We start from the raw sequence: 25,663 nt of genomic DNA, 5'->3' as shown, positions 1-25,663 counted from the left end.
TTTTTCACTGGTGGACACCGCTAAAAAGCAGTTTTTTTGCTTTGCAGCTATTATATGGCGAACCAAGTTTGTAGGAACACAGTAATACCAGAAAAAATAAAATCCCCCTGCTGAACAGGAGGAAGTGATGTAACGTGCTACGCCTTCTCTAACAAGCACATCGCCGAGGAATTTACAGGAAGGTGAATAAGCCTTATCCGCATTTGCTATACCCGCAGCTGCTGCAGGTTTTGCAGCCCTCGATGTTAATCAGCGTCGCCAATCCGCAGGACGGGCACAGATCTCGGGACATTCCCGCATGCCCCTCCGTGGCGCCCTCTACGGCCTCCTCTTGTGCCAGCGCAGCTGCAATCGGAGCAGACGTGTCCGTGTCCAACTCATGGTCTGCAATCCCATTCTGCACATGAAGCTCAAGCGCCTTCGCCACCGCATCGGCAATGGATTCAACGCGGTTCACGCCAAAGCCGATTGCCCCGGAGCCACCAATTCCTTTCAAATGCTTCACCAGCAGCTCTACCTTGTGCCCATGGTCGCCGTAACGCAGGAAGAGTGAGCATACCCGTCCCAGCGCTTCCGCCATCGCGAACACATCCGATCCGGCTTTGCCGACGTTCAGGAAGATCTCCGCAGGTGTTCCGTTCAGATCATTGATCGTAATGTAAGCCATGCCAAACGGGGTATTGATTTTGTACGTCGCTCCGAGCAGCACCTGCGGACGGCTTTTGTACTGCTTATCCACCACTTTTCCGGTGGGTTGAATTGCCGCCGTTACTGGTGCTGGGACAGATTCCCTCGCTTCCCGAGCGGCTTCCGCTGCTGGAACGGATTCTTCTGCTTCCTGCACGGGTTCTTTTGCTTCCCGCTCAGATTCGGCCGCTGCCTCCTCTTTCAGCGGCGCATCCGCAGTCCCCTCATCTTTTTTCCCGGTAGACAGCACCTGTACGTCCCGGCTGCCGTCCCGGTAGATGGTCACGCCTTTACAGCCCAGATCAAACGCCAACTCGTACAGCTTTTTCGTCTCCTCGACCGTAAAGTCAGCCGGGCAGTTCGCCGTCTTCGAGATCGAGCTGTCCACCCAGCGCTGAATGGCGGCCTGTGCCCGGATATGGTCCTCGGCCGACAGATCCATGGCCGTGACGAAGTAGTCGGGCAGCTTTTCACCCGGATGGCCGTCCAGCCATTCCTGCGCAATCGGTACGAACTGCTCGTCAAACCCGAGTCGGCTTTGCCGGAAATATTTAAATGCAAAGTACGGTTCAATACCTGTGGAGGTGCCCACCATCGTACCGGTGCTGCCTGTCGGCGCCTGGGTGATAACCGTTACGTTGCGCATACCATTGGAAGCGACCGCTTCTCCGATTTCCGGGTACACCTCGATCATGTTTTTCATAAACCCGCTCTGCACATATTTCTCAGCATCGAAAGCCTGGAAGGAGCCTTTCTCCGCCGCAATATCCGCAGAGGCGAGATAGGCCTCGCGCGCCATAAAGCCGTACAGCTTATCCAGGAACTCCAGCGATTCCGGGCTGCCGTAACGGATGTTCAGCTTGATCATCAGCTCGGCAAGCCCCATCGTGCCAAGCCCGACACGGCGCTCTTTCTTCTGGTTTTGCTCATTTTCCGCAAAATGATATGGGGTCTTGTCGATGACGTTATCCAGGAAACGGACCGAGTATCTGGTCGTCAGCGCCAGCTCCTCCCATGCCACATCAAGCTTGTCTTCGTCATAGAATTTCGACAGATTGATGGCCGACAGGTTGCACACGCCCCAGTCCGGAAGGCCCTGTTCTCCGCAGTTATGAGCCACCATTCCGCCGGCAATCAATGAGTTCGTCTCCGGCTCATGAATATCATATACGGTTACGACTTCACCTTGTTCGATCTTTTTAACCTTTGAAACGAATTTTTCCGACTTGCGCGAGGGCCTCGCAATCCGCTCCAACGCCTGCTGTTTTCTAGTTACAAATTTGAAGCCGATCTTTTCTTTAAAAACGACAAGATTGTTGCCACTCAGGATTAGTTCGTAGAACCCGGAGCTGGAATAAATGGAACTGTTGATTCCATAATTCAGCAACAGCAACTGTACTCCCTGCAACAGCTTCCGGGAGGCCGAAGTTAATCTCGCTGTCCGGTGCATCTCATCCCGCTCATACACCGTACCATCGGCAGAGAACAATGCTTGCAGAAAAGCAGTGACGGTAGCTCGGGACGAAGTGAACAGTGCAGAGGGAACTTCTTTTTCCGAAGCCCTGACTGCCTTAACCCCCAATTCATAAAGCTGCTCAACAAGCGCTTTCCGCCACCAATACACTTGTTTGGTACCGTTGCTTCGCTCAAAAACTTTGGCGGTGACCCCTGTTATTCTCTCTCCTGCCTTAAGCAACTGGGGGATAACTTCGCTGTCTGCCGCACCAAACACCATTCCAACATCCCCACGCTTGGAGATCCAGCCGTCTCCTGTCAGCCATCCAAGGAACAGCCCCCATTCCGCGCCAAGTGCATCTTGGGCTGCAAATTCTCCCTCTCCGGACTGTAAGTAAACGTAATCATCTGTAGTTAATTGTGCAGCTTCTTTCCATCCACTATTGGTGTACAAACGATGCTCGGGAGTCACTGAAAGCTCCATGCCATTTTGCAATGAAATGTTCAGAGTTTCTCTCTGTCCTGAAGGGAAGACAGTAGCTTTCCTCATTCTTAATCCAGGAACCTCGTAGCTTCTTCCCCCCACAACTTTTGCTTGCTCCACGAGCCTTAAATCTGTTCCGACAAGGAAAGCTTTACCTTGTGTTTTCTTATATAAGTCTTCGATGGTGATAAGCCCATATTCGGTTGTAATCCGTGTGTTCGGGTGGAAGCACGGATTCGTACAGATAATCGGATTAAAGTACCAACTGTTGGACATCTGGTTGTAGTATTCCATGAACACAACACCCGGCTCGGCGGATTTCCAGGCCGATTCGATAATCGTATGCCAGATTTCACGTGCTTTGACCGTCCGGTAGTGAACAACCTTGCGTCCGTCCTGCTTCCATTTGTCCAGATCGCCATCCCACAGCTTGTCATAATCCGGCTCGCTTGAATCCGGGAATACCAGCTCCCAATCCAGATCCTCTTTGACCGCCTTCATGAAGCTGTTGCTTACGCACACCGACAGGTTAGCGTTGGTCACCTGACCCATCGTCTGTTTGACGGTGATGAAATCAAGCACATCCGGATGCCAGTCGTTCATCATAACCATTAAGGCGCCCCTCCGGCTTCCACCTTGCTCGATCAAGCCAGTCGTATAGCTGAACAGACCGCCCCAAGAGACCGCGCCGCTGGAGGAACCGTTCACTCCCTTCACGATGGACCGCCGTGGACGCAATGAAGACAGGTTGATCCCGACACCGCCGCCGCGTGCCATAATTTCCGTCATTTCGGTCAGCGTCTCCATAATGCCGCCCCGGCTGTCCTTGGGCGAAGGGATGACATAACAGTTGAACAGGGTCAGCTCGTCGCTTGCCCCGGCTCCTGCCGCAATCCGCCCGCCGGGCACGAGTTTCCAGTCGTCGAGCACGGTACGGAATTTGTCACGCCATTCCTGCTGCAGCTCCGGCGTCTTCTCCACCGATGCCATGGCTTGGGCGAGCCGGTCCCACATTTCCTCCGGCGTCTTTTCTATGTTCAATGTCAGCTTCTCTACGTCGGTTTGAACCATTTCACCCGCGCGGGTCCGGACCGTCACATTTTTTCCCTCACGGCTGACGATTTCGCCAACCTCCTTGGTCGGGAATTTCGGGTCATCCTTGGTCAGGACAAGCACGACGTCGCCCACCTTGGCGTTGTTCGTATCCGCATCCTTCCAGGCATAGCGGTCCAGAAAAATTTTTTCACTTAGTCCTGTCAGTTTCTGCTGCATCGTTTTCAAAGAATCAGCCTCCTATATGTAGTGATGATTAGAAATTCCGTATAAGTCCGGTCATCTATCAATAACCACTCTGGCGCAGGCATAAACGGATTTCCGCAAGCAAATCACAATATATTGTGTATATATATTATTCTAACATACTATATATAGGTTCAACCATTTCAAAATTGTGAACTTTGCAGAGAAAAAAACACTTCATCATATAGAGCTTCCCTGCCATTCTTCCATGGCTATGTTATGAACTTTCAGCATTAAGTCCATACTAATACCTACGAGTATCCAGTGCTGCTGCCATTAGGAAGGAGGATCTATTGTGAGACCATCGACAAATTCAACTGCTGTTCCAACTTCCGCGCAAGAGCTGCCTGTCCCCGTCCATTTTGACTACTCATGGGCGGAGGAGCTGGACGCCAGAATGCGCAAAGGAGGTCCCTGGGGAGACTGGGAGCTGTTCAAGCTCGCTATTGAAGCCGAAGAAGCCAACATCGTTCCGAGCTTCGATGAGCTTCAGTGTCTCAAGCATCTGCAGGGCCTGACTCCTCTCCCGCACCAGCTGGACACGGCCCGCAAGGTACTGTTCGAAATGTCCGGACGCGCCATTCTTGCTGACGAGGTCGGACTGGGCAAAACGATCGAAGCCGGCATGATTCTCAAAGAATATATGATACGCGGCCTCGCAACCAAGGTGCTGATTCTCGTCCCGGCTTCGCTGGTGCTGCAGTGGGTCCGGGAGCTGAACAACAAATTCGGCATCCCGGCCGTCGCCCAGAAGAAAGCCCATTCCTGGCACTCCGATGTGGTCGTCGCCTCCATGGATACGGCCAAGCGTGAGCCGCATTGTGATATTTTGCTGGATACGGACTATGATTTACTGATTATTGACGAGGCTCACAAGCTGAAAAATAAAAAGACTGCCAACTACCAGTTCATGACCAAGCTGCGCAAAAAATACTGTCTGCTGCTGACGGCGACACCGGTACAGAACGACTTGTCCGAGCTTTTCAATCTGATCAATCTTCTAAAACCCGGACAGCTAGGCAGACAGGGAGATTTCGCAGCCAATTTCGTAGTTGACAAACGTCAGCCCAAGAACGAGGAGCAATTGAAGGACGAATTGGCCAAGGTCATGATCCGGAACCGGCGCGGTGAAGGGCCTGTGCAATTTACAAAAAGGAATGTCTCCAACATCAACCTGGCGCTATCGCCTGACGAACAGAATCTGTATGACGGAGTCACCTCCTTCGTTAAAGATCAGTATCAGGCAAACGGCGGCAATCTGAGCAGCATGCTTTCCATGGTGACACTGCAGCGGGAAGTGTGCAGCAGCCGTGATGCGGTGTTCATTACTCTCGTCAATCTCGCCAAAAAGCTGGCCCCGGATTCCCCGCTGCGCGACCGCATCTGGGAGCTTGTCGCCGCGATCAAGGCGATCCAATCCAATACCAAGGCGGAGAAGACACTTGAGCTGATCCGCGAAATGAACGATAAAGTTATCATTTTCACGGAATACCGGGCTACCCAGGAATACCTGCTCAATTATTTCAGGGAGCGCGGGCTTACAGCCGTCCCTTACCGTGGGGGAATGAACCGGGGGCGCAAAGACTGGATGATGGACCTGTTCCGCGGCCGTGTGCAGGTCATGATCGCGACCGAAGCCGGGGGTGAAGGCATTAATCTGCAGTTCTGCAGCCAGATGATCAACTTTGATCTTCCCTGGAACCCGATGCGGGTGGAGCAGCGGATCGGCCGCGTACACCGGCTTGGTCAGCAAAATGATGTCCACATTTACAACCTGTCCACGACAGGCACAATTGAAGAATATATCCTGAACCTGCTGCATGAAAAAATCAATATGTTCGAGCGGGTCATCGGCGGCCTGGACGTCATTCTCGAACGGCTTGAGCAACGCGAATCCATTGAAAAAAGCCTGTACAAAATTATGCTGGAATCAGGCAGTGAAGAAGAAATCCGCAGCAGACTGCACTCCCTCGGCCGGTCCCTTGATTCCATCAAACAGGAGGTAGAGCAGGAAGGCCGCAGCTGACCTGTGAAAGGAGAACGTTAACTTGTCCATGAATCCTGACGAGATCCAGCGTTATGTAATGACCTACCTTCGCTCCACCGGCTGCAGCATTATTGAAAAATCACCGGCACATGTCACCGTCAAGCTGTCCCCCGAGGCGGACAAGGCGCTGACGAACCGGCCGTATTACTGGAGCTATGTCGAGCGCACCGGGGTTCCTCCGGAAACGATGTCGTATACGTTCGTTTTTGATTCGGAGGCCTATGGACAGTTGCAGCAGAATAGTTCTCCCGCAGCCGCCAATCCGGATCCGAACGGGCTGCTTGCCCGCTATTTCGGAGCCGCTCCGGCTTTGCCGCAGCTGGGTCCGAACCGGATTCTGCGCGAGGAAGTCAGCTTTGGCAGCAGAAGGCTGCAGCAGATTTTTACCGCGGCCCGCGAAGGAGGACGTTATGTCAGCCTATTCGAGCAGGCCGGTCCCAAGCAGCTCGATGCACGCAGACCGGTTAAATATGAAACCTGGCTGGGCGTGTGCTTTAAGGTGGAATTTGTCTGTGACCTGAAGCGGGAGGAGATGCACTTTCTCGGCATCTCCATGCGGACAGGCCAGATTCAGGAGGACTTCGGCAAGCTGCTGGCCGGCAAGGAGCTCAGCCCGCAGCTTGCCGGAAATATGCATATTCCGGCGGCCAAGCTTCCGCTTGCAGCAGCGGCGGCACAGCTGGAAGCTTATCTGCTTGAGGATATCCGGGGGCGGGATTACCGATGGTCAGAGCTGGCGAGAGAGCGCCTGTCCGAAGAGCTGGCAGTGATCGACCTGTACTACGAAGATTTGCTGAAGGAGCCTGATGAGGAGAAACGGACGGGCGTGCAGGAGCAGCACAACGCGCGCCGCGAGGAAATGGCCTGGCAGTATGAACCGAAGGTGCTGATTTCTGCGATTAACTGCGGACTTTTTCATCTTCGTTGAGGACATATCCTTTCAAAATTCAGCGGTGCCGGCAGCCGAATGTCATGATTCGCCCGCATCAGGCCATCCGCTTGCTGTCCTAAGCCATCCCGGCCCTTTAAATCGACAGCGGCATACGCCTTTCTTTATGGCCTGTCCAGCGACAGCAAGCGGCAGCCTTCTCGCCGTGCCCGGTTTATGCTTATCATACGACACACTGCAGTTATGTAATATGAAAGAGGTGGATATCCATGAAACGCAGAAGCGCATCCGGCAAAGGACCAGGACTTGTCGCTGCGGCCATCATCGCTTTTACGGCAGCGGGGCTATGCTCCCTGCCCGTCCGTGCGGAAACCGATGGACAAGCTCTTGTCTCCTCCGGTTCAGCGGCAGAGCTGTCGGATGCCCAGTTCAGCCACAGCCAGCCCGACGCAGACAACAAGAGCACTCCAGGCAGCCTTTCGGGTCAAGCCGCAAACGCCAGCGCTGCTCCAAAGGCCGTCAAGCTTGCTGCCGAAGCAGCCCGTGCCTCGCTGGCCGGACAACCGCAGTTCAAAGGCTGGGAGAACGCGGATTTAACCTACAGTCCGCTTGGTCCGGGGACGCACGCCTGGCTCGTATTGGTGCGGGGGGCAGGAAAGCCGGAAGGTTATATGATCATAGGCCAGAACAAGGACGGGTCTTTCCGGTTAAATGAATACGGAGCCGGCAGCCTTCCTCCCTTCAGCCTGAATATATTGCAGCCTGTCCTTCAGTCTCTTGCTGCGGCTGCCCGCACCACCGTGGACCATATCCGGGTAACACCCGGATATGAGGAACCTGCGCTCGCCTATTGGACGGTTCAATCCCCTGAGGCGGAGCATCTCATATATATAGACGCTTTTACCGGACAGGACCTGCCTCTGGGAGAACCGGGCTGGAGAAGCAAACTTGAACAGGCAGCCAGTTCTGCCGGTACAGCCTCTCCGCTCACAGATGCCGCACGAACCGTTACTGATTCCACCCCTGAGGACAACAGTCCCTATGCGGACCTGTCATGGTTAAAGCAAAAACCGCTTTCCCTCGGCAGCAACCGCGAATTCGAACAAGCACTGCAGGCATCACCCAAAATGAAGATGATCTACAGCGCTCAAGGGCTTAATTATGTATTTAATTCTCCTTTTACCGTAAACGGATACCAACAATGGATCTCCGGAGATCTTGCTGCACCCGGAAGTCTCTATATACGGACAGATTACACCGGCCAAACTGCCCGTTACCTGCCGTTCAGCGGCCTTGCGGCTGCAGGCGCATTTTATACAGTGCAGGACAAGAATGATTGAGTGAAAGAAAACCAGCAAGCCCGTTCCATATCCGGAGCGGGCTTGACGTTGGGCATCATCTGCCTGCCTTCTGCTTCCTGTCTTCGCTTCGCGAAGATTTAAGCCACATGGAGAAGGAGAACGGAAGCATGCCGAACCATTTTGTCCGCCACGATTCTCTCTCCATTCTGCGGGCACGCCGGACATCACGGGGCAGCTCTATATATTTCACGACCTGCTCTGTAATATACCGGACAAGCTCATCACCTTTGGCCATCTTATCCGCCTCCCTGCCGCCCTTGCGAGGACAGCCGTTTTTCCCTCTTTACTCAGCATGTTCATTTCCCCGTTAAACTAAACAGGTTTGCAGGTGCCATGTATGGATTTCCAGAAATTACACATGCTACTGTCAGACCATATTGTTCCCGGGGGGAAATGAAGATGCAGCTTCGAATTGCTTTTAAAAGAAACCTGTTTGCGATGCTATTAATCGTCTTGACCATACTGTCCGCCGGAGAGCTGTGTTCTGCCGCAGCCGCTTCCCCGTCCAACGAGCGCACCGAGCAGCTTCCTAATCTGTTTTTCAGCAGACCGGTCGTCATTATTGATGCCGGTCACGGAGGAATTGATGGGGGCACAAGTCACAAAGAAGTCCTTGAAAAGGATATTAACCTGAAAATCGCCCAAAAATTATATCTCTTCCTCCGCAGCAGCGGTTATGTCGCCATTCTGAACCGGAATGGGGATTACGCCCTCAGTGAGGAGAACCGTTGGCTGAAATCTTCAAGACACCGCAGGGATTTGGCCCAGCGTAAAAGTCTGACCGATGAGCTTCCGACTACGCTGCTGGTCAGCCTTCATGTTAACTGGAACAAACACAGTGGCAAAAGCGGGCCTGTCGTTTTATACCAAAATATTGCCGAAAGCTTTCTGCTGGCTGATTCGATTCAGCAATATCTGAACAGCTTTTACCATTCCTCCCGCCTGCCTGTGTACGGCAAGCCGTTTTATCTGCTCAACCAGACCAAACAGCCTGCCGTCATTGTGGAGACCGGGTTTATCAGCAATGAGCATGACCGGAAGCTGTTATGTGATCCTGTGGCCCAAAAACAGATTGCAGCCGCCATCGCCGACGGAATTATGGCGCACTTAACGGCATGGTAGGCTGGGGCGTCCATCCCCAGACTGTGCTTACCAGTTGCCTGATGCCGACCAGCTCCGTTTTTTGCTGAAGCTCGGGGATGGACTGGCGCAGCACGGAGGAGGTATATAATCCGGGCATCCCGACATGACCGATCATGACACAGGTATCATGGGAGTCCAGCCAATTGGAGACGGTGTTCATCTGCCTGGATACATGTGTCAGCGTATACACATCATCCAGGAAGATATTGTTATGAACTGGAGGCAGTCCTTTTTCCGAAGCAAGCTCATCCACCACCGACTTATGGCTGGTACGGCTGTCCACAAAGAACATCCCTCTTTCCTTGCACACATCCAGGATGACGGACATAATCCGGCGGTCTGCCGTAATTTTGGAACCCATATGGTTGTTAATGCCGACCGCATGCGGTACATCATCGATGGCCGCCTCTACCCTGGCGCGCACCTCTTCGTCCGTCATATTCGACATAATGGCACCGGGTCCCAGCCATTCCTTCTTGCCCTTGTTAGGCTCCATAGGCAGATGAACAAGCACGTCATGTCCTTTTCGATGGGCTTCCTCGGCATCCTGCTTCGTGGTGGGCAGAAAAGGCATGACTGCAACTGTAATATGTGCTGGCAGATCCAGCATCTCCTTGGTGCCCTTCATTCCGTTGCCGAAATCGTCCACAATAACCGCCGCCAGCTTTCGAGTCCGCTCCGCATAATGCCCAGTAGTTCCCTCCTGTTGACTGGCAGGCGCCGACATTAGGCCATTTACGGGGAAAACAGCATCCATAGCCAGCCCGAAAAAACAGCTTACCCCAAGGACTATACAAAGGTATTTGAACCCTGAACTCATTTTTCCCATGATCTTAACCTCCTCTTGGCTGTGCTTTCATTGTGTGAGGAAGCAGGCACAAATATGTATGAGTGCAGACGATGAGCCTGCTTGCTCTTGAAATGTAACACCTATAGGTGTTACTATAAATAAAACCAAAAGGTGTTATGAATCTAGGAGGTCTATGATGTCAACTCAAGGAGCGTTGCCTGAAATTCGTAAAACCGTCATTCTGAATGCTTCCATTGAAAAGGTATGGAAAGCCGTTGCCACATCGGAGGGAATCGCCGCATGGTGGATGCCCAATACGTTTGAACCGGTAGAAGGACATGATTTCATCCTGCATGCCGGCCCATTTGGCGATTCCCCCTGTAAAGTCACCGAAATTGTTTCGCCCCACCGTGTTGCATTCAAATGGGGAAAGGATTGGCAGCTCACTTTTGAATTGTCCGAGCTGGATAATGGAAAAACAGAGTTCACGCTCATTCATTCAGGCTGGGATGAAGCTCAGGTTACCGAGTTTGGACAACCTCATCCGGTTGTGCGCGGGATTATGGACGGCGGTTGGGAAGATATTGTCAAGAACAAGCTCGTTCAATATGTTGAGGGCTAAACTTGGGCGCACCTGCATTAAAGCATGATGTTTTTCAGGCCATCGCTGATCCCACTCGCCGCAAAGTGTTAAAGCTGCTTGCACATCAAGACATGCCCATTGTAGCTATATCGAAATACTTTCCCCTGTCACGGACGGCTATTAACAAGCATTTGCACATTTTGTCCGATGCAGGTCTGGTCAGCCGTGAGAGAATTGGCAGGGAGACTCGCTATAAACTGAAGCCAGAGCCTCTCTCCGAAGTCAGGGAATGGCTCTCCTTCTTTGAAACGTACTGGGATGAAAAGCTGGATCTGCTCAAGAACTTTGTCGAGAACGATATGAATTATATCGATTAAACATTGCGAATAATGGTTTCGATTTGCAGGGGACAGTCAGCTATACGCAGCAATACTCGGATTTTTTTCCTTTACACAGTATCGGGGATGAAGGACAAAGTCGAGAACAAAGGAAACTTGCTTTTGCTCTCGACTTTTTGCTCAGGACTTGAAGAGAAACCATGTTTGGCAGACGAAACTAGGTGAAAGATCAGTTAACCTGACTTTAAGATGATCTTACTAATCGTCAAAAACACCATTTTAAATGAGGTGTTATTTGGGCCAAACTTGAACGGTATCCGCTGGCTCACTTCCTTGCAGATATACTTTATCAATAGGTCCATATTCATTTTTAAAGGATAAGTTGAAAGTACCGCTTGACTTCAAACCTGGCATAATGCTTCCACGTACAGAAATATATAAGGAGCCATTTTTATAAGAAGTTTCGAAGCCTTTAAATCGATTACCGCTATCTATTATCTCACCTTTTATTGTTATTGCTTCGTTTGTAATAGTGCTTTTTTGAATTGCAATGTTTTTGGGACTAATTGTAGTTGCGAACATTGTAATAATCACCATACCTATAATCAGTATCAAAAAAAGCAAGCCAATAAAAAATATACGTTTTTTATTCAAAGTATCCCCCCTTGTCTATAACATTCCAATCTCCATCTCCTCTCACCGATTTGAACTGGACGCAAGCTCAGTGTGCATGAATCACGGATAGGCTCAGCCTAAAAAGCACCTCCAAAATTCAGTTTTTTGTAATCATTCTACATATTTAATTTAATGCAAATTCAATGTATTTTAATGCTCATATTATGTGTATACCACAATTTTATCAACGCATTCATTTCATTTTTTTGTAACTAAACTTTAAAAAAAGGTTATTGATTACAATAATTATGTAATCAATAGCCTTCCGATTCATTTTCTGATTCAATTTGATCTGCGGCATAATAAACTTTAAGGATAATATCCTGTTCATAATCGCCGAATTGTCTGCCGAACAGGTTCATGCCCCCTTGGTGAACCGCATCGGGCTTTACGCCGACCCTGAGTCTGATATTGGGACGCTGCATAAGCTTCAAATCGCCTATCGTAACATCAGATATCCTCTCCATGTCGAGCGTTGTCCATTTCCTGTCGATACGCCACGTCTTCAGCAGCCCGTATTGTGTTGACCAATCCGCCCACCAGGACGGATTCAGCCTGCCGCGCCGGTCACCAAAATCTCCGGGGCTTGTCCAGGTGCCAGTCTCAACGCCATTCATCCAAAGCGTAATATCAGATGGCCAGTTATTGTCATAGTTCGGCGCTTCGGAGCACATTTCCATGGACAGCTCCAAAGCATCGATACGAGCCTTGGGCGGTACCTCAAGCGGCAGCAAATATTCCAAATACCCTTTCCGCAGCCAAATGATCTGTGCTCCAACATGCTTTGGATGATAAAAACTGGCCGGCTCATCCTCACGGACGATCATGCCGTCGACGTTTGCCATCCCACAGGTGGGATGAACCTCACAGTCACTGTAATGACCGATCGGCATTTCCATCTCATACGTATTCAGGACCGCTCTTGGCACCGTCTTTTCTATATTGAAGGCAATACGAATGTCGTCATAATTGCGGCTGCACACCTTCATCGCCCCCCGGGAAGCCGGAAGGAGCTCGGTGTTGATCAGTTTGGCTGCCTCCAGTATTTTCACATTATTGGCTACCGTCGACACCGGGAGTTTTAGCGTTTCTGCAATTTCCACAATATTCATATTCCTTGTGCTAAGGAGCTGCAGCATATCGACACGAGCACGGGTAGACAAGGCATGAGCAACAGTTACAAGTTTATCCGGATCATCGAAGCTTAATTCCAACATGTCAGGTGTCTCCTCTAATATCATTAATTACAATGATATTACCTGAAATCGCTTTAGTTATCAATATTTTGGAATTTTATCGGATGGGTTTAAATGCATCGTCAAATGCTTGCTCCATTTGGTTGGCCTCATTTGAGACCGCAAAAAAGACAAATCGTGCTTCCGTCTTTAACACATGATTTTCAACCAAAAAATATTCGTCTGGACGATAGCTTTCAAACTTTATTTTTTGCGCGGTAATGCGCTCCTCGATCTTCTTTTTGACCATTTCCGCCTGAGACTGTTCTTTTACCTTGATCACAGCCCATTCGTCTGCTTTCACATTTGATACAGATGTATACAGAATAAAGTCCTCCACCATATCCTCATCAAGCTTATACAATTTCTGCAGCTTTGCATGATCCCCCTTCTTCATCTCTTTTAGGTCCACCGTCTGTTCGATGCTCTTGCCCACTTCAGCGGCCGAAAGCTTTTCCGTCGCCTCGCTGCCCTTGCCCACACATCCGGACAGAACGCCGATCGTAACAGCTATAACAAGAAAAATAGTGAGAATGACCCTCCTGCTTGTTGTCCATTGTTTTTTCATTTAACATCACTCCGATAAATATTGGATGGACGGGTCTTCCGAAAATGTGTTCGCATTGTAAAGCAGCAGCATATCCTGAATCCCCTGTCGATTTACAAACTCCGCCAGATCCTGCTCGTAATAACGAAGATCCACCACGTTAATTTCGCTGAAATGTTGCAGCAGAAAGGGAATGAAGCTATTCGCGTACGAATCTTTGACGATCAGCAGCTTCTTTCCGTTCGTTTGGGCCGTTTCGATGCGAATCAGCCCATGATTGCCGTTCAGGAATACTGCGTATTTATCCTTCTTCTCCAGCTGCTCCGGCGCATACAGCGAATGCGAGGTCTTGTCTTCGTCGACATAAGTTACAGTATATTTCTCTTGATGCTGAGGCCGATACAGCTCGATGCTGTCGGGCTGCACATGCCTGTAACCGCTCTTCGAATAAAGCGATCCGTAAAATTCATGGGTGGCCTGCCGGACAATAAAATCCTCCTCCTTCTGCGGGTTCAGGCCCATTTGCTTGCATAGCTCAATATAAGCGGTATAAGCGCCTTTGGTCGTCCAGTGGTGGTCGGTTTTATAAAAAACAGGCTGCTCCCTCTTCGCATACAACGCGGGAAATACATCAACAAAATTAAACCTCGCAGGCAGTGTTTGCTGGAATTTATTGAGATACGCTTCTTCAGCACCCGTGTCGGCGTATTTCGGAAGCTTGTCCTGAAGCACGGCCGCCGCCGTGGGCACGATCATCATATATTTGCGCAGGCCAGGTGTGGCAGCGTCAAATGCTTGAATGGCGTCGATCTTCGCCTGCAAATCCCCTTCTGCTGGAGGCACAAACTTCTGAATCAAATACCCGTCTTTTCCAAGGTAAACCCCGTTACTCTCCTTTTTCCCCAGCAAACGGTCCATATCGGTTTTCGCCCCAACCCACAGGTCACGAAAGGCAAACTGGTCGGATACGTAGGTCTCGAAATCGGAAGTAAAGGTACCTGACAGCAATGCCGTCATAGAAAACTGCGGCATCTGCTTCAGCACCCGATTCTCCGTTTCCGAAAAGGTGCGATCCGGCACAACCAGATTGAGCACGACGACCATACCCGTAAACAACAGTAGCAATAAAGCCAGACATTTTCCGTTGAATTTGCCGTTTCCGTCCATCGTCGCCCTCCTTAGAATCGAAAGTATAAAAACGGATTATAGGTTGCATCCACCAGATACGCCGTTGACAGCACCATAAACAGAACATACACAAGCGGAGTGACTATTACACCGGCAGTCCTCCATCTTTGCTTCATGTGCGTCAGAGCCTTCCCGGGAAGCGGGGTGACACAGAATGCCAATACGATCAGCAATACGGCATTTGCAGACAGATCGTAGAGCGCCTGCCGATCCGCAAATACATATCCGCCAAAGCCAAACATCACGCCGATGAAACGCCAGGCGGAAGCCAATTGCTCCATTTCAAACAACACCCAGCCGATGATCACAACCAGCAGCGTATACATATGGCGGGCAAAAGCGGGCAAACGTTCAAGCCACCGCAGCAGAAACAGCTTTTCGATCATCACAAAAAAGCCGAAATACAATCCCCAGACGATAAAATTCCAGCTTGCACCATGCCATAATCCGGTCAAAAACCATACGGCCAATACGTTGCGAAGCTGCTTGATCATTCCATATCGGTTGCCGCCAAGCGGGATATATACATACTCGCGGAACCAGGTGCCGAGTGAGATATGCCATCTGCGCCAAAACTCCGTCACACTTCTGGATATATACGGATAACGGAAGTTTTGCATGAAATCAAAGCCGAACATTTTGCCAAGACCACGGGCCATATCGGAATAACCGCTGAAATCAAAATAGATTTGCAGGGTGAACGCGATGATGCCAAGCCAGGCGGACAGCACGGAAAGCTCGGTGACCGGCTGCGCTTTGACACTTGTCCACAGCAATCCGATATTGTTGGCAAGCAGCACCTTTTTCGCAAGGCCCCTGATAAACAGCTCCGCCCCTTCGCCAAAACGATCCAGCGTCACTCTACGGGAAGCAAGCTGTGACGCGATATCGCCGTATTTCACAATCGGACCTGCCACAAGCTGGGGAAACATCGCCACATACGTCCCGAACGTTATGATATTGCGCTGTGCCCGCACCTTGCCGAGATAGACGTCCACGACATAAGACATCGTTTGGAATGTATAGAAGGAGATGCCCACCGGCAGCGGCAAATCAGCCATCTGGATCTGCAGATGAAATAACTGGTTGATATTGTCGATGACAAATCCGCCATATTTAAAAAATCCCAGAATCCCTAAGCTGCCTGCCATCGAACCGAAAAAAAACAGCCTGGCAATCGCCTTCCGGTGCCTGTACTTATCGATCATAATCCCATTGAAGTAGTCAAACACCGTCGAGAATACCATAATCACAATGTAGACAGGCTCGCCCCATGCGTAAAAAATCAGGCTTGCGACGAGCAAAATGGCATTTCGCAGCTTCCTTGGCGAGACATAATAAAGCAGAAGCGTGACGGGCAGGAAAAGAAATAAAAAGACAAGACTGCTAAAAACCAACCCTCATCACCTCCAAAGCAGGCGGAGCATTTGCATGTTATTTCACTTGCCCCTTCAGCAGCTCCAGCAGTTGCACATAAAATTCCGGTTTAAAATGAATGCCGTCCGCATCGTAAAAATCCTTGCCCTTTGCAAAGAGTGGAGACAAATCGGTAAATTCAACCTGCTCCTTGTCCGCCAGCTCTTTTACGGCCTGATTATAATCCCCGATATTCTTGTAGCGTGGCTCCTTCTTCAGCGCTTCTTCGGATACTGGGGTAACCGTTAACAGTGTGATCCGGGCTTGCGGCAGCTTTTCCTTGATCGCATCGATCAGCTTGGCGTAGTTGTTCATGGAATAGGCCGTCGGATCATCTGTTGGCCATAAAATATCATCTGAGCCCAATTGGATAAAAATCTGCTTCGGATTTCGTTTAGTGAGCTCGTCGATATCATCAAGCGCAAATTGTGCTGTTTTGCCCGCGCCAGCGAGCACATTTTTCTCGTCCAGCACATCATGGAAGGACAGCCCCTCCGTAATGGAATCCCCGAAAAATACGCTGTCTTGAAAGATCTGTTGATATGAGTTGGTAGTCGGTTCCGGTGTTACAGTGCCCGTGTCTCCCTGTTGCTGCGCTTGAGGCGTCGGCTGTTGAGCGGTCACGTCAGGCGTTTGCTTTCCGCACGCCGCCAGCGCCAGCGTGATGCTTCCCGTTAGTAATGGCAAAACGATTTTTTTGTTCATGTCATCTACCTTCCTTTCGAAAAAGAGTGTAACTGCGTGAGATCAAGATAAAGTGCAGATTCGATCAAAATGATTTATAGATTGAAAAACAAAAAGAAGCTGCCCGTCCAAGAACCAAGTGGTCCTCAGAGACAGCTCCTTCTAATTCAGGTGAAAATGCTCGTCATCCTACGTTTTTCTTATGCAAATAAAAATAGAACAATACTCCGTCCCGGGTGTTCATCACACCATAAGGCACACCGTGCATCTCCAAAATTTTTTTGGAAATGGCAAGGCCAAGCCCGGTTCCTCCGGTCGACCGCTGTCGGGAAGGCTCTCCGCGATAGAAACGGTCCCAAATTTTCTCCAGTTGTTCGTCCGAAATGTGTCCCCCTTTATTTTCGATACTTATTTTCACGCGATCTTGTTCGTCCGTGACGGTAACAAAGATGGACTCCTGCTCCGGTGTATAACGGAGCGCGTTGGTGAGAAAATTAACGATGACCTGCTCGATCCGCAGCTCGTTGCCGATCACCTCAACAGGCTGAAGCGAAGAGTGTAGACGCAGCTGCTTTTTCTCCATGTCCGCAGCCAGTTTAGCACAAATGCGCTCAATGAGAATGTCGATATAAAATGCATCCATTTCCATGTTGTACGTTCCCGATTCGTACTTCGCCAGCTCCAGCATGTCCCCGATGAGCAGATTCATCCGCTGTACCTCATTCTCCATCGCCCTAAAATAGTGCTCCCGCTTATGGCTTGCAATCCCGTCCTTTAACACGGAAAGACAGCTTTGAATGACACTTAACGGAGTTTTAAGCTCATGCGATGCCGTGGAAATAAACTCCTTCCGTGTATGCTCAAGCTGCTTTTCCTTCTCAATATCCTGCTCCAGCCTGACAATATGCGTGTGCAGCCGTTCAGAAAGCTCGTTGATGCTGCGCGACAGGTCACCGATCTCATCGTGGGTCGTGACGGGAATTTTTTCAGAAAAATCAAGCGCCGCCATCTGCTGTGCCGTTCGATTGATACGCAGCAGCGGCCTCGTGATTTGACGGGAATAATAAAACGAAACCAGCAAGACGAGCAGCACCGCAGCAGCCACAATGTAGATATAATAATCCTTGATCATGCCTGCCGCTTCATTCACCGGCTGCAGCGACGTGACTGCAAGCAGATAACCAGGCTGCCCGCCTGCATCTTGAACCGGATCCATAAATATTTTGTATTTCACATGGTTTTCTTCATAATCCATGATCCTGCCCGCATCCGTGTTCGGGTCATCCCCATAAAGCAGGTCTGCTTGAAAAGCCTGAATCCGTTCCAGCAGCAATTGATTTGTATAACGCGAAACCGCCGCGCCTTCCGGTATCCGCAGCTTCGTAATCGTTCCTTTAACCAAAATGCCGGGATATCTTTCGTAGTACTCGTTAGGACTTGCATATCTGGTGACGACCTCGTATTCTTTGTTCACCATCTGCCGATTTTCGAGTTGGTTTTCCTCCCGCAGATTGGCTACGCTTCTTCCCATCCGCTGAATGACCAGCTCATCATTCATGAGCAGACCTTCAATAGCGATGCCTTGCCCTTCCTTGATCCATGGTTCCTTAAACGGATTGGGGTTATAAAAATCCTCCACGTTTATGAAGCTGTACAGCGGAACCTTGATCGTGCGGCCGGAAAATGCAGAATCACCGTCAACCTGGTCCAGCTTAATTTCCATGAAAAAATCATCGGTATACTTCAAATATCCCATTGCATCAAGCGGTGCGACCCAGGTGTTGTAGCGTTCATAAAAATCCTGTTCCAGCTTAGCCGCCTGCTCTCCATCAACCTCCCGTTGCAGCGAACCCTGTTCGTATGCTTCGAGTGCCGTTTTTACGTCCTTCACCTTCTGATGAACATAGAACCGCTCGAAAAACACGGTTTGTCCGACAAAAATAGCAGCGATCAGGAATAGGCACAACCCGGACGTTAACAAAAACAGCCTGAGTACGATGCCCCTTTTCATGGCTGATCCTCAAATTTATATCCTGAGCGCACCACCGTGACGATATGCCTGGCATGCTCCCCCAGCTTGGAACGCAGGTTGCGGATATGACTGTTGACCGTGCGGTCATCGCCGGCGAAGTCATAACCCCAAATTTTTGTGATCAGCTGTTCCCGGTTAATAATGATGCCTTTGTTTTTCATCAAATAGGCCAATATTTCGAATTCGGTATGCGTTAAGCTGCAATTTTCCCCATCAACCGAAACGGTGCGGGACGGGAAATGAATCGAAATGCCGCTGCTGGCCAGCATGTCGTGCTCTTCTTCGTGAACATGCCGCCGCTGCAAAAGCCGCTTCACTCTTGCGAGCAGTATGGGCGGGCTGTACGGTTTGGCAACGTAGTCGTCAGCGCCAAGCTCAAAGCCAAGCAGCGTATCGTCTTCGTCCGAACGGGCCGTTAGCATAATGATCGGGACATTCGATGTTTTGCGGACCCGCTTGCACACAGACCAGCCATCCAGCTCAGGCAGCATGATGTCCAGTATGATCAAGTCCACCTCATGCTCTTGCAATAATGAGAGCGCTTCTTTGCCATTGGCGGCTTCAAGCACACTATAACCTTCTTCAAGCAGATAATCCTTCATAATTTCCCGTAGAATATGTTCATCTTCTACGATCAATATGGTTCTTGGCATATGATAACCTCACAACGTTTTCTGGTGCCCAATTAATTTCTTTGTTATGTTTTCCCTGCTGATTCGCTATGTTCCGCTGAAAACTACTTTCCGCACCTCATGTTAGTTTAAAACGAACCGAAGTAGAATATCCAGTCCATTCATGAGCAATACTTTACATACCCAAATATGAAAAAAAAGCTCCTGCATCTCCATTAAAGGAAATTCAAGAGCTCATTCATTGTAAAATGACGCGGTAATCTCTCTTCAACCTTCTGCACACTGGCGCTTGTCACCGCCAGGCCGTTCCGCCTACTCCAGCTCTTTCTTAGCCCAATGCTCGGACACGCCCTGCAGAAATCGCAGAATAACCTGTAACTCCGCTTCCGTAAACGGCTCAAGCAATTGCATAAACCGCTTCTCCTCCAGCTTGTGAAGCTGTTGATGCAGCTCAAAGACCTGTCTGCCCTTTGCCGTCAGACTGAAGTAGACTTCCTTCTTATTGTCATTCAGCTGCCTGCGCTTTATATATCCTTCCTCCAACAGCTTCGCGCTGATTTTCGTAATGCCGGCTTTGGACAAATCCATCTTCTCTGCAAGCGCCGTATTGTTGATCGGCTCGTTGTTGCCGATACAGTCGATTACGTGCACACTGGTCAAATGACGCGGGATCGATTCCAATTGCTGCTCCTGTGCATAACGAAACATCTTGTCCTGCTCCGTTTCGATCATTTGTTCGCTCAGATGCACAAAATGAACGACCTGATCATGGACAAGCCATTTGACCGTTTCTAATGTATTCATCATCACGCACCCCCCCGCAATACAATTATAGTTAACTGATAAACAATCGTATCACGTTCCGGCGCGGGGAGCAACGTGCGCACTTATTCCATAATCTTGTCTGGCTCGGCAACCTCCTGGATCTTGCTCTCTATATGCTGCTCGCTTCCAAGGTAATGTTTCCTTACGGGATGTAATTGGTCATCTAACGTATATACTAGCGGAGTGCCAGTCGGCACATTCACATCAATAATCTCTTCCGAACTGAGTTTGTCCAGAAACTTGATTAATGCCCGCAAACTATTGCCATGTGCGGCGATAATTACATTTTTACCCGCTTTGATCTGTGGTGCAATTTCCTTATCCCAATAATCCCTGACCCGAATAACCGTTTCCTTGAGGCTTTCCGTTAACGGGATAAGCTCGTCATCAATATTACGATATTTAACATCGTTTTTTGGATAGCGGTCATCATCCTTTGTCAAAGCAGGAGGCAATACATCATAGCTTCTGCGCCATAATTTAACCTGCTCTTCTCCATATTTCTCTGCGGTGGCTGTTTTGCTTAAACCTTGAAGCGCACCATAATGACGCTCATTAAGCTGCCAGGTCTTGTATACGGGGATCCACAGCAAATCCATTTCTTCAAGCACATAATCCAGTGTTTTAATCGCCCGCTTCAAATATGAGGTGTAGGCGACATCGAATACGAACTGTTCTTCCTTGAGCAGCCTGCCGGCGTGCAAAGCCTCTTGAATGCCTTTATCCGACAAGTCTACATCCATCCAGCCTGTAAATAAATTGGCTTTGTTCCACTCGCTTTCTCCATGTCTAATCAAAACCAGCTTATACATCTCTCTACCGTCCCATCCTGTTGAATTTTCTTCATTCGTAAATGTCCAAAAAAGTCACCATCTGCTTTGGTAGCGAAACATCGGTCGGATTTCCGGACAATATCGAATTGTAAGTGTCAGTGACCTAAATATCTAATCTACCCGCTGTGTCTTTCTGTTATACCCTGAAGAAACTACCCTATGCTGCCTTCCATCTCGAGCTTGATAAGTCGGTTCATTTCAACCGCATATTCCATGGGCAGTTCTTTCGTGAATGGCTCGATGAAACCCATCACGATCATCTGCGTCGCTTCGTCTTCAGACAGGCCGCGGCTCATCAAGTAGAAGAGCTGGTCCTCGGATACCTTGGAGACGGTCGCTTCGTGCTCAAGCGTGACATTGTCGTTCATGATCTCGTTATAGGGGATCGTATCAGATGTGGACTCATTATCAAGAATGAGCGTGTCACATTTGATGTTCGACTTGGCGCCGAAAGCTTTGCGTCCGAAGGAAGCCAGACCGCGGTATGTGACTTTACCACCCTGCTTGCTGATCGATTTCGATATGATCGTCGAAGTCGTATCCGGAGCCAGGTGAATCATTTTAGCCCCGGCATCTTGATGCTGCCCTTTGCCGGCAACCGCAATGGAGAGCACCGAGCCCCTTGCTCCACGGCCTTTTAACACTACGGAAGGGTATTTCATCGTCAGTTTGGAGCCAATATTGCCGTCCACCCATTCCATTGTAGCGTTTTCTTCCGCTACCGCACGTTTTGTCACCATATTATAAATGTTGGGTGCCCAGTTTTGAATAGTAGTATATCGCGCACGGGAATTTTTCTTACAGATAATTTCCACAACAGCGCCATGAAGCGAGTTCGTGCTGTAGATCGGTGCCGTACAGCCTTCTACATAATGCACAAAGCTATCTTCTTCCGTAATTATGAGTGTCCTTTCGAATTGGCCCATGTTCTCCGAATTGATGCGGAAGTAAGCCTGCAAAGGCACCTCGCATTTTATCCCCTGCGGAACATAGACAAAGCTTCCCCCTGACCATACCGCGCTGTTAAGTGCGGCAAATTTGTTGTCACTTGGCGGAATAATGGTGCCAAAATATTTGCGCAGCAGCTCCGGATGCTCTCGCAGCGCCGTATCCGTGTCTGTGAAGATGACCCCTTGTTCTTCCAACTCTTTTTGAATACTGTGATAGACAACTTCGGACTCATACTGGGCCGACACACCTGCAAGAAACTTCTGTTCCGCTTCCGGTATGCCAAGCTTGTCAAAGGTTTGCTTAATCTCAATCGGCACTTCCTCCCAGGTTTTCCCTTGCTTCTCGGAAGGCTTGACATAATATTGGATATCATTGAAATCCAGTGCTTGCAGATCGCCTCCCCATGCGGGCATCGGCATACTTTGGAACAACTCCAGCGACTTCAAGCGAAAGTCGAGCATCCATGCGGGTTCACCCTTCATCTCCGAGATGGTGGCAACAATCTCACGAGTCAGCCCCTTGCCGGACTGAAACACCGCTTGATGCGCATCTCTGAAGCCATATTGATACTCTCCCAGCTCCACTATTTCCTTGGCCATATGTTATCATCCTCCTTATTCAGATATGCTAGCTTGATCTACTTCCTTGACTTGCCCCAGCTTTTGCTCCACAAGTGCTTGCATCTGCGCGGCTGCTCCTTCCAGCGGCACCTCGGCTACGACGGGAGCAAGGAAACCATACACGATCAGCCGCTCGGCCTCTGCGCGGGTGATTCCTCTGGACATCATGTAGTACAGCTGCTCCGGATTAACTTGTCCTACACTGGCGGCGTGTCCGGCTTTCACATCGTCTTCATCGATCAACAGGATCGGATTCGCGTCGCCGCGCGCCTTGGGATGCAGCATCAATATTTTCTCCGTCTGCTGACCGTTCGTCCCGCTTGCTCCCTTCCCGATCTTGGTGATTCCATTCAATATTGCGGTTGACTGCTCTCTCATCACCGCTCTGATCACCATATCGCTTGACGAATTCTTGCCAAAATGCTCCGTCCGGGCTGTGATATTCATCGTCTGACTGCCGGATCCCACCAAGATTGTCTTCATATCCGAACCAGCCCCTTCTCCCTTGAGAATGGATGCCGTATCGCTCATCGTCTCGCCCTGATTCATTTCGCCAATCAACCAGTTCACCGTTCCGTCGTGTTCAACGATTGCGCGCCGATAAGTCAGGTCGATCAAGTCTCTTTCCAGTTGGTGCAATGATACGACATTGACTTTTGCACCTTTGCCTACGAATACTTCCATGATGGCTTGATTCACCCCCACACTCTTTTGCAATGAGGACATTGTATTCTCCACCAGTGTTACGGAACTGCGCTCCTCGGCTACCACGAGTACATGCGGCATAAAGAGCGTATCGGATTCGTCTACAAGGAATAGCGTCTGCATCGGGTTCTCCACATGCACCCCCTCAGGGATGTAAATAAAGGCTCCGCCGCTCCAATGCGCGGCATGCTGCGCGGTCAGCAGATTCTCTTCTGTCTGCACAGCTTGCATGAAATAAGACTTTACAAGTTCCGGATACAGTCGTGCTGCTGTTTCCAAATCGGTCAAAATAACCCCTTGCTGCTGCAGCGCTTCTGTCAGATGGCTGATTAATGGACCCGAATTCCGCTGCACCAGCACATTATCAGCGTGCACCCATCCCCTGATCGACTCCGGCAGTTCATCGAGAGCAGGCACCCGCTCAGGCTTACGGCAAGCACCTTGCTGCTGTAAAGGCCAGCGCTGCAGATTCGTCTTTTCCAGCTTGGGCAGCTGCAGGGTGCCGGCGGCGTCCAAACCTTTCTTCCTCAATACGGTCAGCCAATCCGGTTCTGCTTCAAATCTGAGTTGCTCCGATCCCCGGTTCTCTGCACTGTTCATTGTCATGTTACGCTTCCTCCCCTTCAGCTACGCGGTGCCTTGGTTTTCATCGGAATTTGAAAAGACTCTTCTTCCTCCAGTATCACAGCTTCCTCTGTAATACCCAGCTCCTCTTTGATCCACTCATAGCCGTCTGCTTCTAACCGCTCTGCCAATTCCGGCCCCCCAGACTTTACGATTGTGCCTTGCATCATCACATGTACGAAGTCCGGCTTGATATAATTAAGCAGTCTCTGATAGTGCGTAATAATTAAAAATCCGCGGTCTGCACTGCGCAAAGCGTTGACCCCTTCAGCAACGATGCGCAGCGCATCAATATCCAGACCGGAGTCAATTTCATCCAGAATGACCATCGACGGTTGGAGCATCATCATTTGCAAAATTTCATTCCGCTTTTTCTCCCCTCCGGAAAAGCCTTCATTCAAGTAACGATGCATAAACTCCGGGTTCATCTCCAATGTCTGCATGCTTGCTTCCATCATCCACACAAACTTCATCAACGAGATTTCCTGGCCTTCTTCACGTCTGGCATTGATCGCACTGCGCATGAAATCGGCATTCGTGACCCCGGCAATCTCACTCGGATATTGCATGGCCAGAAACAAACCCGCCCGCGCCCGTTCATCGACATCCATTTCCAGCAGGTCTTCTCCGTTTAGCGTTACAACCCCCTCCGTCACTTCATACTTCGGATGCCCCATTAAAGCTGAGGCCAACGTACTCTTCCCTGTTCCGTTCGGCCCCATGACCACATGAATTTCTCCACCATTTACTGCAAGGCTCAGACCTTTCAAGATTTCTTTCCCTTCTACGGCTGCCTTTAATTGGTGAATACGCAGGCTCACTGTCATTTCATCGCCACTCCTTTTCATAATTTATCATCCTTCAACCATTGATTTTGTTAACTAGTAAACATTTTATTTGATAATGATTCTCATTGTCAATACCCTTGGAGAAAACGCCGTATATACTCCGGTAAATGGAAAGCAAATGTCCGAAAAACGCTTGCTTATTCTTACCTGCAAAAAAGCTCCTGAACTGCCGCAAGGACAAATTCAGGAGCTCGTAACGTCTATTGGCTGCAGCAAAACACATAAGCAGGAGGTATATTCCTCAATTCTCTTTTAATATTGATTTTATTGAAATAGTGTCCAATTAAATCTTTCTTTAATAAGGTGTACTGAAAAGTAATAAAACTGCCTCCTTGCCTCAAATGCATTTGTGTCAGCCGTAGAATGTTTGAGGATACACTTTGCGGTAAACTTGCAAAGGGAAGTCCTGAAATAAAATAATCTACCCATGGCATCTCATACTTAATCATATATTTCTCTAGATGCTCTGCAGAATCATTAATAATATGAAGGTTACGTTCATGTTCAAATTTCTCTTTTAACAGGTTGTAAAATGTTTTGTTACTTTCGAAAAGCAATACTATGGTGCTTTCTTTTCTATTTTTTATTATTTTTTCCGTAAATACCCCCGTACCCGGACCATACTCCACAATGTAGCTTGCTTGGTTAAAATCGATATTGTCAACCATCTTGCTTGCAAGATATTTCGAGCTTGGAAGCAGTGCTCCTACCGTTCTTGGCTTTGTGATATATTGTTTTAGAAATGATAATCCTCCCATTTCAATCCCTCCCT

The 25,663-nt window shown here is 49.5% G+C and carries 23 protein-coding genes; 6 read left to right on the top strand and 17 right to left on the bottom strand.

Annotated elements, in window-relative coordinates; genetic code table 11:
- Positions 1-193: 193 nt before the first annotated feature.
- Positions 194-3,898: a ribonucleotide reductase barrel domain-containing protein gene (locus ACE5LO_RS09180; RefSeq protein ID WP_375519752.1), complete on the bottom strand. Its 3,705-nt coding sequence runs from the start codon at positions 3,896-3,898 to the stop codon at positions 194-196.
- Between the two features lie 322 nt (positions 3,899-4,220).
- Between ACE5LO_RS09180 and ACE5LO_RS09175 the strand changes: the two genes are divergently transcribed.
- The 3 genes from ACE5LO_RS09175 (at position 4,221) to ACE5LO_RS09165 (ending at position 8,201) form a co-directional block, all read left to right on the top strand.
- Positions 4,221-5,951 (top strand): DEAD/DEAH box helicase, encoded by a 1,731-nt coding sequence (locus ACE5LO_RS09175; protein WP_375519708.1) that lies wholly within the window; start codon positions 4,221-4,223, stop codon positions 5,949-5,951.
- Positions 5,952-5,973: 22 nt separating this feature from the next.
- On the top strand, positions 5,974-6,900 hold the full coding sequence (locus ACE5LO_RS09170) for a YqhG family protein (RefSeq protein ID WP_375519707.1): 927 nt from the start codon (positions 5,974-5,976) through the stop codon (positions 6,898-6,900).
- A 230-nt stretch (positions 6,901-7,130) separates the two neighbouring features.
- Positions 7,131-8,201 carry a hypothetical protein gene (locus ACE5LO_RS09165; protein WP_375519706.1) on the top strand — a complete coding sequence of 357 codons (1,071 nt, stop codon included), beginning with the start codon at positions 7,131-7,133 and terminating at the stop codon, positions 8,199-8,201.
- A 55-nt stretch (positions 8,202-8,256) separates the two neighbouring features.
- On the opposite strand, the gene ACE5LO_RS09160 is transcribed toward ACE5LO_RS09165, so the two are convergent.
- Positions 8,257-8,457 (bottom strand): YqzE family protein, encoded by a 201-nt coding sequence (locus ACE5LO_RS09160; RefSeq protein ID WP_375519705.1) that lies wholly within the window; start codon positions 8,455-8,457, stop codon positions 8,257-8,259.
- A 164-nt stretch (positions 8,458-8,621) separates the two neighbouring features.
- Between ACE5LO_RS09160 and ACE5LO_RS09155 the strand changes: the two genes are divergently transcribed.
- Positions 8,622-9,344: an N-acetylmuramoyl-L-alanine amidase gene (locus tag ACE5LO_RS09155; protein ID WP_375519704.1), complete on the top strand. Its 723-nt coding sequence runs from the start codon at positions 8,622-8,624 to the stop codon at positions 9,342-9,344.
- Here the strand turns inward: ACE5LO_RS09155 and ACE5LO_RS09150 are convergent.
- A complete protein-coding gene (locus ACE5LO_RS09150; protein ID WP_445993903.1) occupies positions 9,319-10,092 on the bottom strand; it encodes a divergent polysaccharide deacetylase family protein in 774 nt (257 codons plus the stop codon). The two genes, ACE5LO_RS09155 and ACE5LO_RS09150, sit on opposite strands and share 26 nt — an antisense overlap.
- Positions 10,093-10,351: 259 nt before the next feature.
- Here ACE5LO_RS09150 and ACE5LO_RS09145 point away from each other — a divergent pair, with 259 nt between their 5' ends.
- Together ACE5LO_RS09145 and ACE5LO_RS09140 are read left to right on the top strand one after the other, a co-directional pair.
- A complete protein-coding gene (locus tag ACE5LO_RS09145) occupies positions 10,352-10,777 on the top strand; it encodes an SRPBCC family protein (RefSeq protein WP_375519702.1) in 426 nt (141 codons plus the stop codon).
- 2 nt (positions 10,778-10,779) lie between these two features.
- Positions 10,780-11,115: an ArsR/SmtB family transcription factor gene (locus ACE5LO_RS09140; protein ID WP_375519701.1), complete on the top strand. Its 336-nt coding sequence runs from the start codon at positions 10,780-10,782 to the stop codon at positions 11,113-11,115.
- A gap of 252 nt (positions 11,116-11,367) precedes the next feature.
- On the opposite strand, the gene ACE5LO_RS09135 is transcribed toward ACE5LO_RS09140, so the two are convergent.
- From ACE5LO_RS09135 to ACE5LO_RS09070, 14 genes are all read right to left on the bottom strand, one after another.
- Entirely contained in the window at positions 11,368-11,730 is a 363-nt protein-coding gene (locus ACE5LO_RS09135) for a hypothetical protein (protein WP_375519700.1), read from the bottom strand.
- Positions 11,731-12,005: 275 nt separating this feature from the next.
- Positions 12,006-12,968 (bottom strand): ArsR/SmtB family transcription factor, encoded by a 963-nt coding sequence (locus ACE5LO_RS09130; protein WP_375519699.1) that lies wholly within the window; start codon positions 12,966-12,968, stop codon positions 12,006-12,008.
- Between the two features lie 76 nt (positions 12,969-13,044).
- The gene (locus tag ACE5LO_RS09125) at positions 13,045-13,554 is read right to left on the bottom strand and encodes a DUF4358 domain-containing protein (RefSeq protein ID WP_375519698.1); all 510 of its coding nucleotides are present in this window, start codon (positions 13,552-13,554) and stop codon (positions 13,045-13,047) included.
- 6 nt (positions 13,555-13,560) lie between these two features.
- Positions 13,561-14,700, bottom strand: a complete 1,140-nt coding sequence (locus ACE5LO_RS09120; protein ID WP_375519697.1) for a DHHW family protein — start codon at positions 14,698-14,700, stop codon at positions 13,561-13,563.
- An 11-nt stretch (positions 14,701-14,711) separates the two neighbouring features.
- Positions 14,712-16,118: an MBOAT family O-acyltransferase gene (locus ACE5LO_RS09115; RefSeq protein ID WP_375519696.1), complete on the bottom strand. Its 1,407-nt coding sequence runs from the start codon at positions 16,116-16,118 to the stop codon at positions 14,712-14,714.
- Positions 16,119-16,155: 37 nt separating this feature from the next.
- The gene (locus ACE5LO_RS09110; protein ID WP_375519695.1) at positions 16,156-16,842 is read right to left on the bottom strand and encodes a GDSL-type esterase/lipase family protein; all 687 of its coding nucleotides are present in this window, start codon (positions 16,840-16,842) and stop codon (positions 16,156-16,158) included.
- Between the two features lie 163 nt (positions 16,843-17,005).
- Positions 17,006-18,832: a sensor histidine kinase gene (locus ACE5LO_RS09105; RefSeq protein WP_375519694.1), complete on the bottom strand. Its 1,827-nt coding sequence runs from the start codon at positions 18,830-18,832 to the stop codon at positions 17,006-17,008.
- Positions 18,829-19,506, bottom strand: coding sequence for a response regulator transcription factor (locus ACE5LO_RS09100; RefSeq protein ID WP_375519693.1), 678 nt, complete (start codon positions 19,504-19,506; stop codon positions 18,829-18,831). The genes ACE5LO_RS09105 and ACE5LO_RS09100 overlap by 4 nt, the downstream gene beginning before the upstream one ends.
- 291 nt (positions 19,507-19,797) lie before the next feature.
- Positions 19,798-20,292: a MarR family transcriptional regulator gene (locus ACE5LO_RS09095; RefSeq protein WP_375519692.1), complete on the bottom strand. Its 495-nt coding sequence runs from the start codon at positions 20,290-20,292 to the stop codon at positions 19,798-19,800.
- Between the two features lie 80 nt (positions 20,293-20,372).
- Complete coding sequence (gene gpmA, locus ACE5LO_RS09090) at positions 20,373-21,122, bottom strand: 2,3-diphosphoglycerate-dependent phosphoglycerate mutase (RefSeq protein ID WP_375519691.1); 750 nt, start codon at positions 21,120-21,122, stop codon at positions 20,373-20,375.
- 173 nt (positions 21,123-21,295) lie between these two features.
- Positions 21,296-22,693, bottom strand: coding sequence for a Fe-S cluster assembly protein SufB (gene sufB, locus ACE5LO_RS09085; protein WP_375519690.1), 1,398 nt, complete (start codon positions 22,691-22,693; stop codon positions 21,296-21,298).
- A 15-nt stretch (positions 22,694-22,708) separates the two neighbouring features.
- Positions 22,709-24,025 carry a Fe-S cluster assembly protein SufD gene (gene sufD / locus ACE5LO_RS09080; protein ID WP_375519689.1) on the bottom strand — a complete coding sequence of 439 codons (1,317 nt, stop codon included), beginning with the start codon at positions 24,023-24,025 and terminating at the stop codon, positions 22,709-22,711.
- 17 nt (positions 24,026-24,042) lie between these two features.
- Positions 24,043-24,891 (bottom strand): Fe-S cluster assembly ATPase SufC, encoded by an 849-nt coding sequence (gene sufC / locus ACE5LO_RS09075; RefSeq protein WP_375519688.1) that lies wholly within the window; start codon positions 24,889-24,891, stop codon positions 24,043-24,045.
- A gap of 200 nt (positions 24,892-25,091) precedes the next feature.
- Positions 25,092-25,649, bottom strand: coding sequence for a class I SAM-dependent methyltransferase (locus ACE5LO_RS09070; protein ID WP_375519687.1), 558 nt, complete (start codon positions 25,647-25,649; stop codon positions 25,092-25,094).
- Positions 25,650-25,663 lie beyond the last annotated feature (14 nt).

Source organism: Paenibacillus medicaginis, assembly GCF_042138635.1.
GTDB classification, from domain to species: domain Bacteria; phylum Bacillota; class Bacilli; order Paenibacillales; family Paenibacillaceae; genus Paenibacillus; species Paenibacillus medicaginis.
Note: the sequence above shows the minus strand (reverse complement) of the source record. Positions and strands in the feature narration are given on the sequence as shown.

What these genes read in the sequence shown, in the direction of transcription:
- ACE5LO_RS09180 (WP_375519752.1), bottom strand. Translation starts at nt 3,898, where the DNA reads ATGCAGCAGAAACTGACAGGACTAAGTGAAAAAATTTTTCTGGACCGC.
- ACE5LO_RS09165 (WP_375519706.1), top strand. Translation starts at nt 7,131, where the DNA reads ATGAAACGCAGAAGCGCATCCGGCAAAGGACCAGGACTTGTCGCTGCG.
- ACE5LO_RS09160 (WP_375519705.1), bottom strand. Translation starts at nt 8,457, where the DNA reads ATGGCCAAAGGTGATGAGCTTGTCCGGTATATTACAGAGCAGGTCGTG.
- ACE5LO_RS09155 (WP_375519704.1), top strand. Translation starts at nt 8,622, where the DNA reads ATGCAGCTTCGAATTGCTTTTAAAAGAAACCTGTTTGCGATGCTATTA.
- ACE5LO_RS09150 (WP_445993903.1), bottom strand. Translation starts at nt 10,092, where the DNA reads ATGTCGGCGCCTGCCAGTCAACAGGAGGGAACTACTGGGCATTATGCG.
- ACE5LO_RS09145 (WP_375519702.1), top strand. Translation starts at nt 10,352, where the DNA reads ATGTCAACTCAAGGAGCGTTGCCTGAAATTCGTAAAACCGTCATTCTG.
- ACE5LO_RS09130 (WP_375519699.1), bottom strand. Translation starts at nt 12,968, where the DNA reads ATGTTGGAATTAAGCTTCGATGATCCGGATAAACTTGTAACTGTTGCT.
- ACE5LO_RS09125 (WP_375519698.1), bottom strand. Translation starts at nt 13,554, where the DNA reads ATGAAAAAACAATGGACAACAAGCAGGAGGGTCATTCTCACTATTTTT.
- ACE5LO_RS09120 (WP_375519697.1), bottom strand. Translation starts at nt 14,700, where the DNA reads ATGGACGGAAACGGCAAATTCAACGGAAAATGTCTGGCTTTATTGCTA.
- ACE5LO_RS09110 (WP_375519695.1), bottom strand. Translation starts at nt 16,842, where the DNA reads ATGAACAAAAAAATCGTTTTGCCATTACTAACGGGAAGCATCACGCTG.
- ACE5LO_RS09105 (WP_375519694.1), bottom strand. Translation starts at nt 18,832, where the DNA reads ATGAAAAGGGGCATCGTACTCAGGCTGTTTTTGTTAACGTCCGGGTTG.
- ACE5LO_RS09100 (WP_375519693.1), bottom strand. Translation starts at nt 19,506, where the DNA reads ATGCCAAGAACCATATTGATCGTAGAAGATGAACATATTCTACGGGAA.
- ACE5LO_RS09095 (WP_375519692.1), bottom strand. Translation starts at nt 20,292, where the DNA reads ATGATGAATACATTAGAAACGGTCAAATGGCTTGTCCATGATCAGGTC.
- gpmA (WP_375519691.1), bottom strand. Translation starts at nt 21,122, where the DNA reads ATGTATAAGCTGGTTTTGATTAGACATGGAGAAAGCGAGTGGAACAAA.
- sufB (WP_375519690.1), bottom strand. Translation starts at nt 22,693, where the DNA reads ATGGCCAAGGAAATAGTGGAGCTGGGAGAGTATCAATATGGCTTCAGA.
- sufD (WP_375519689.1), bottom strand. Translation starts at nt 24,025, where the DNA reads ATGACAATGAACAGTGCAGAGAACCGGGGATCGGAGCAACTCAGATTT.
- sufC (WP_375519688.1), bottom strand. Translation starts at nt 24,891, where the DNA reads ATGAAAAGGAGTGGCGATGAAATGACAGTGAGCCTGCGTATTCACCAA.
- ACE5LO_RS09070 (WP_375519687.1), bottom strand. Translation starts at nt 25,649, where the DNA reads ATGGGAGGATTATCATTTCTAAAACAATATATCACAAAGCCAAGAACG.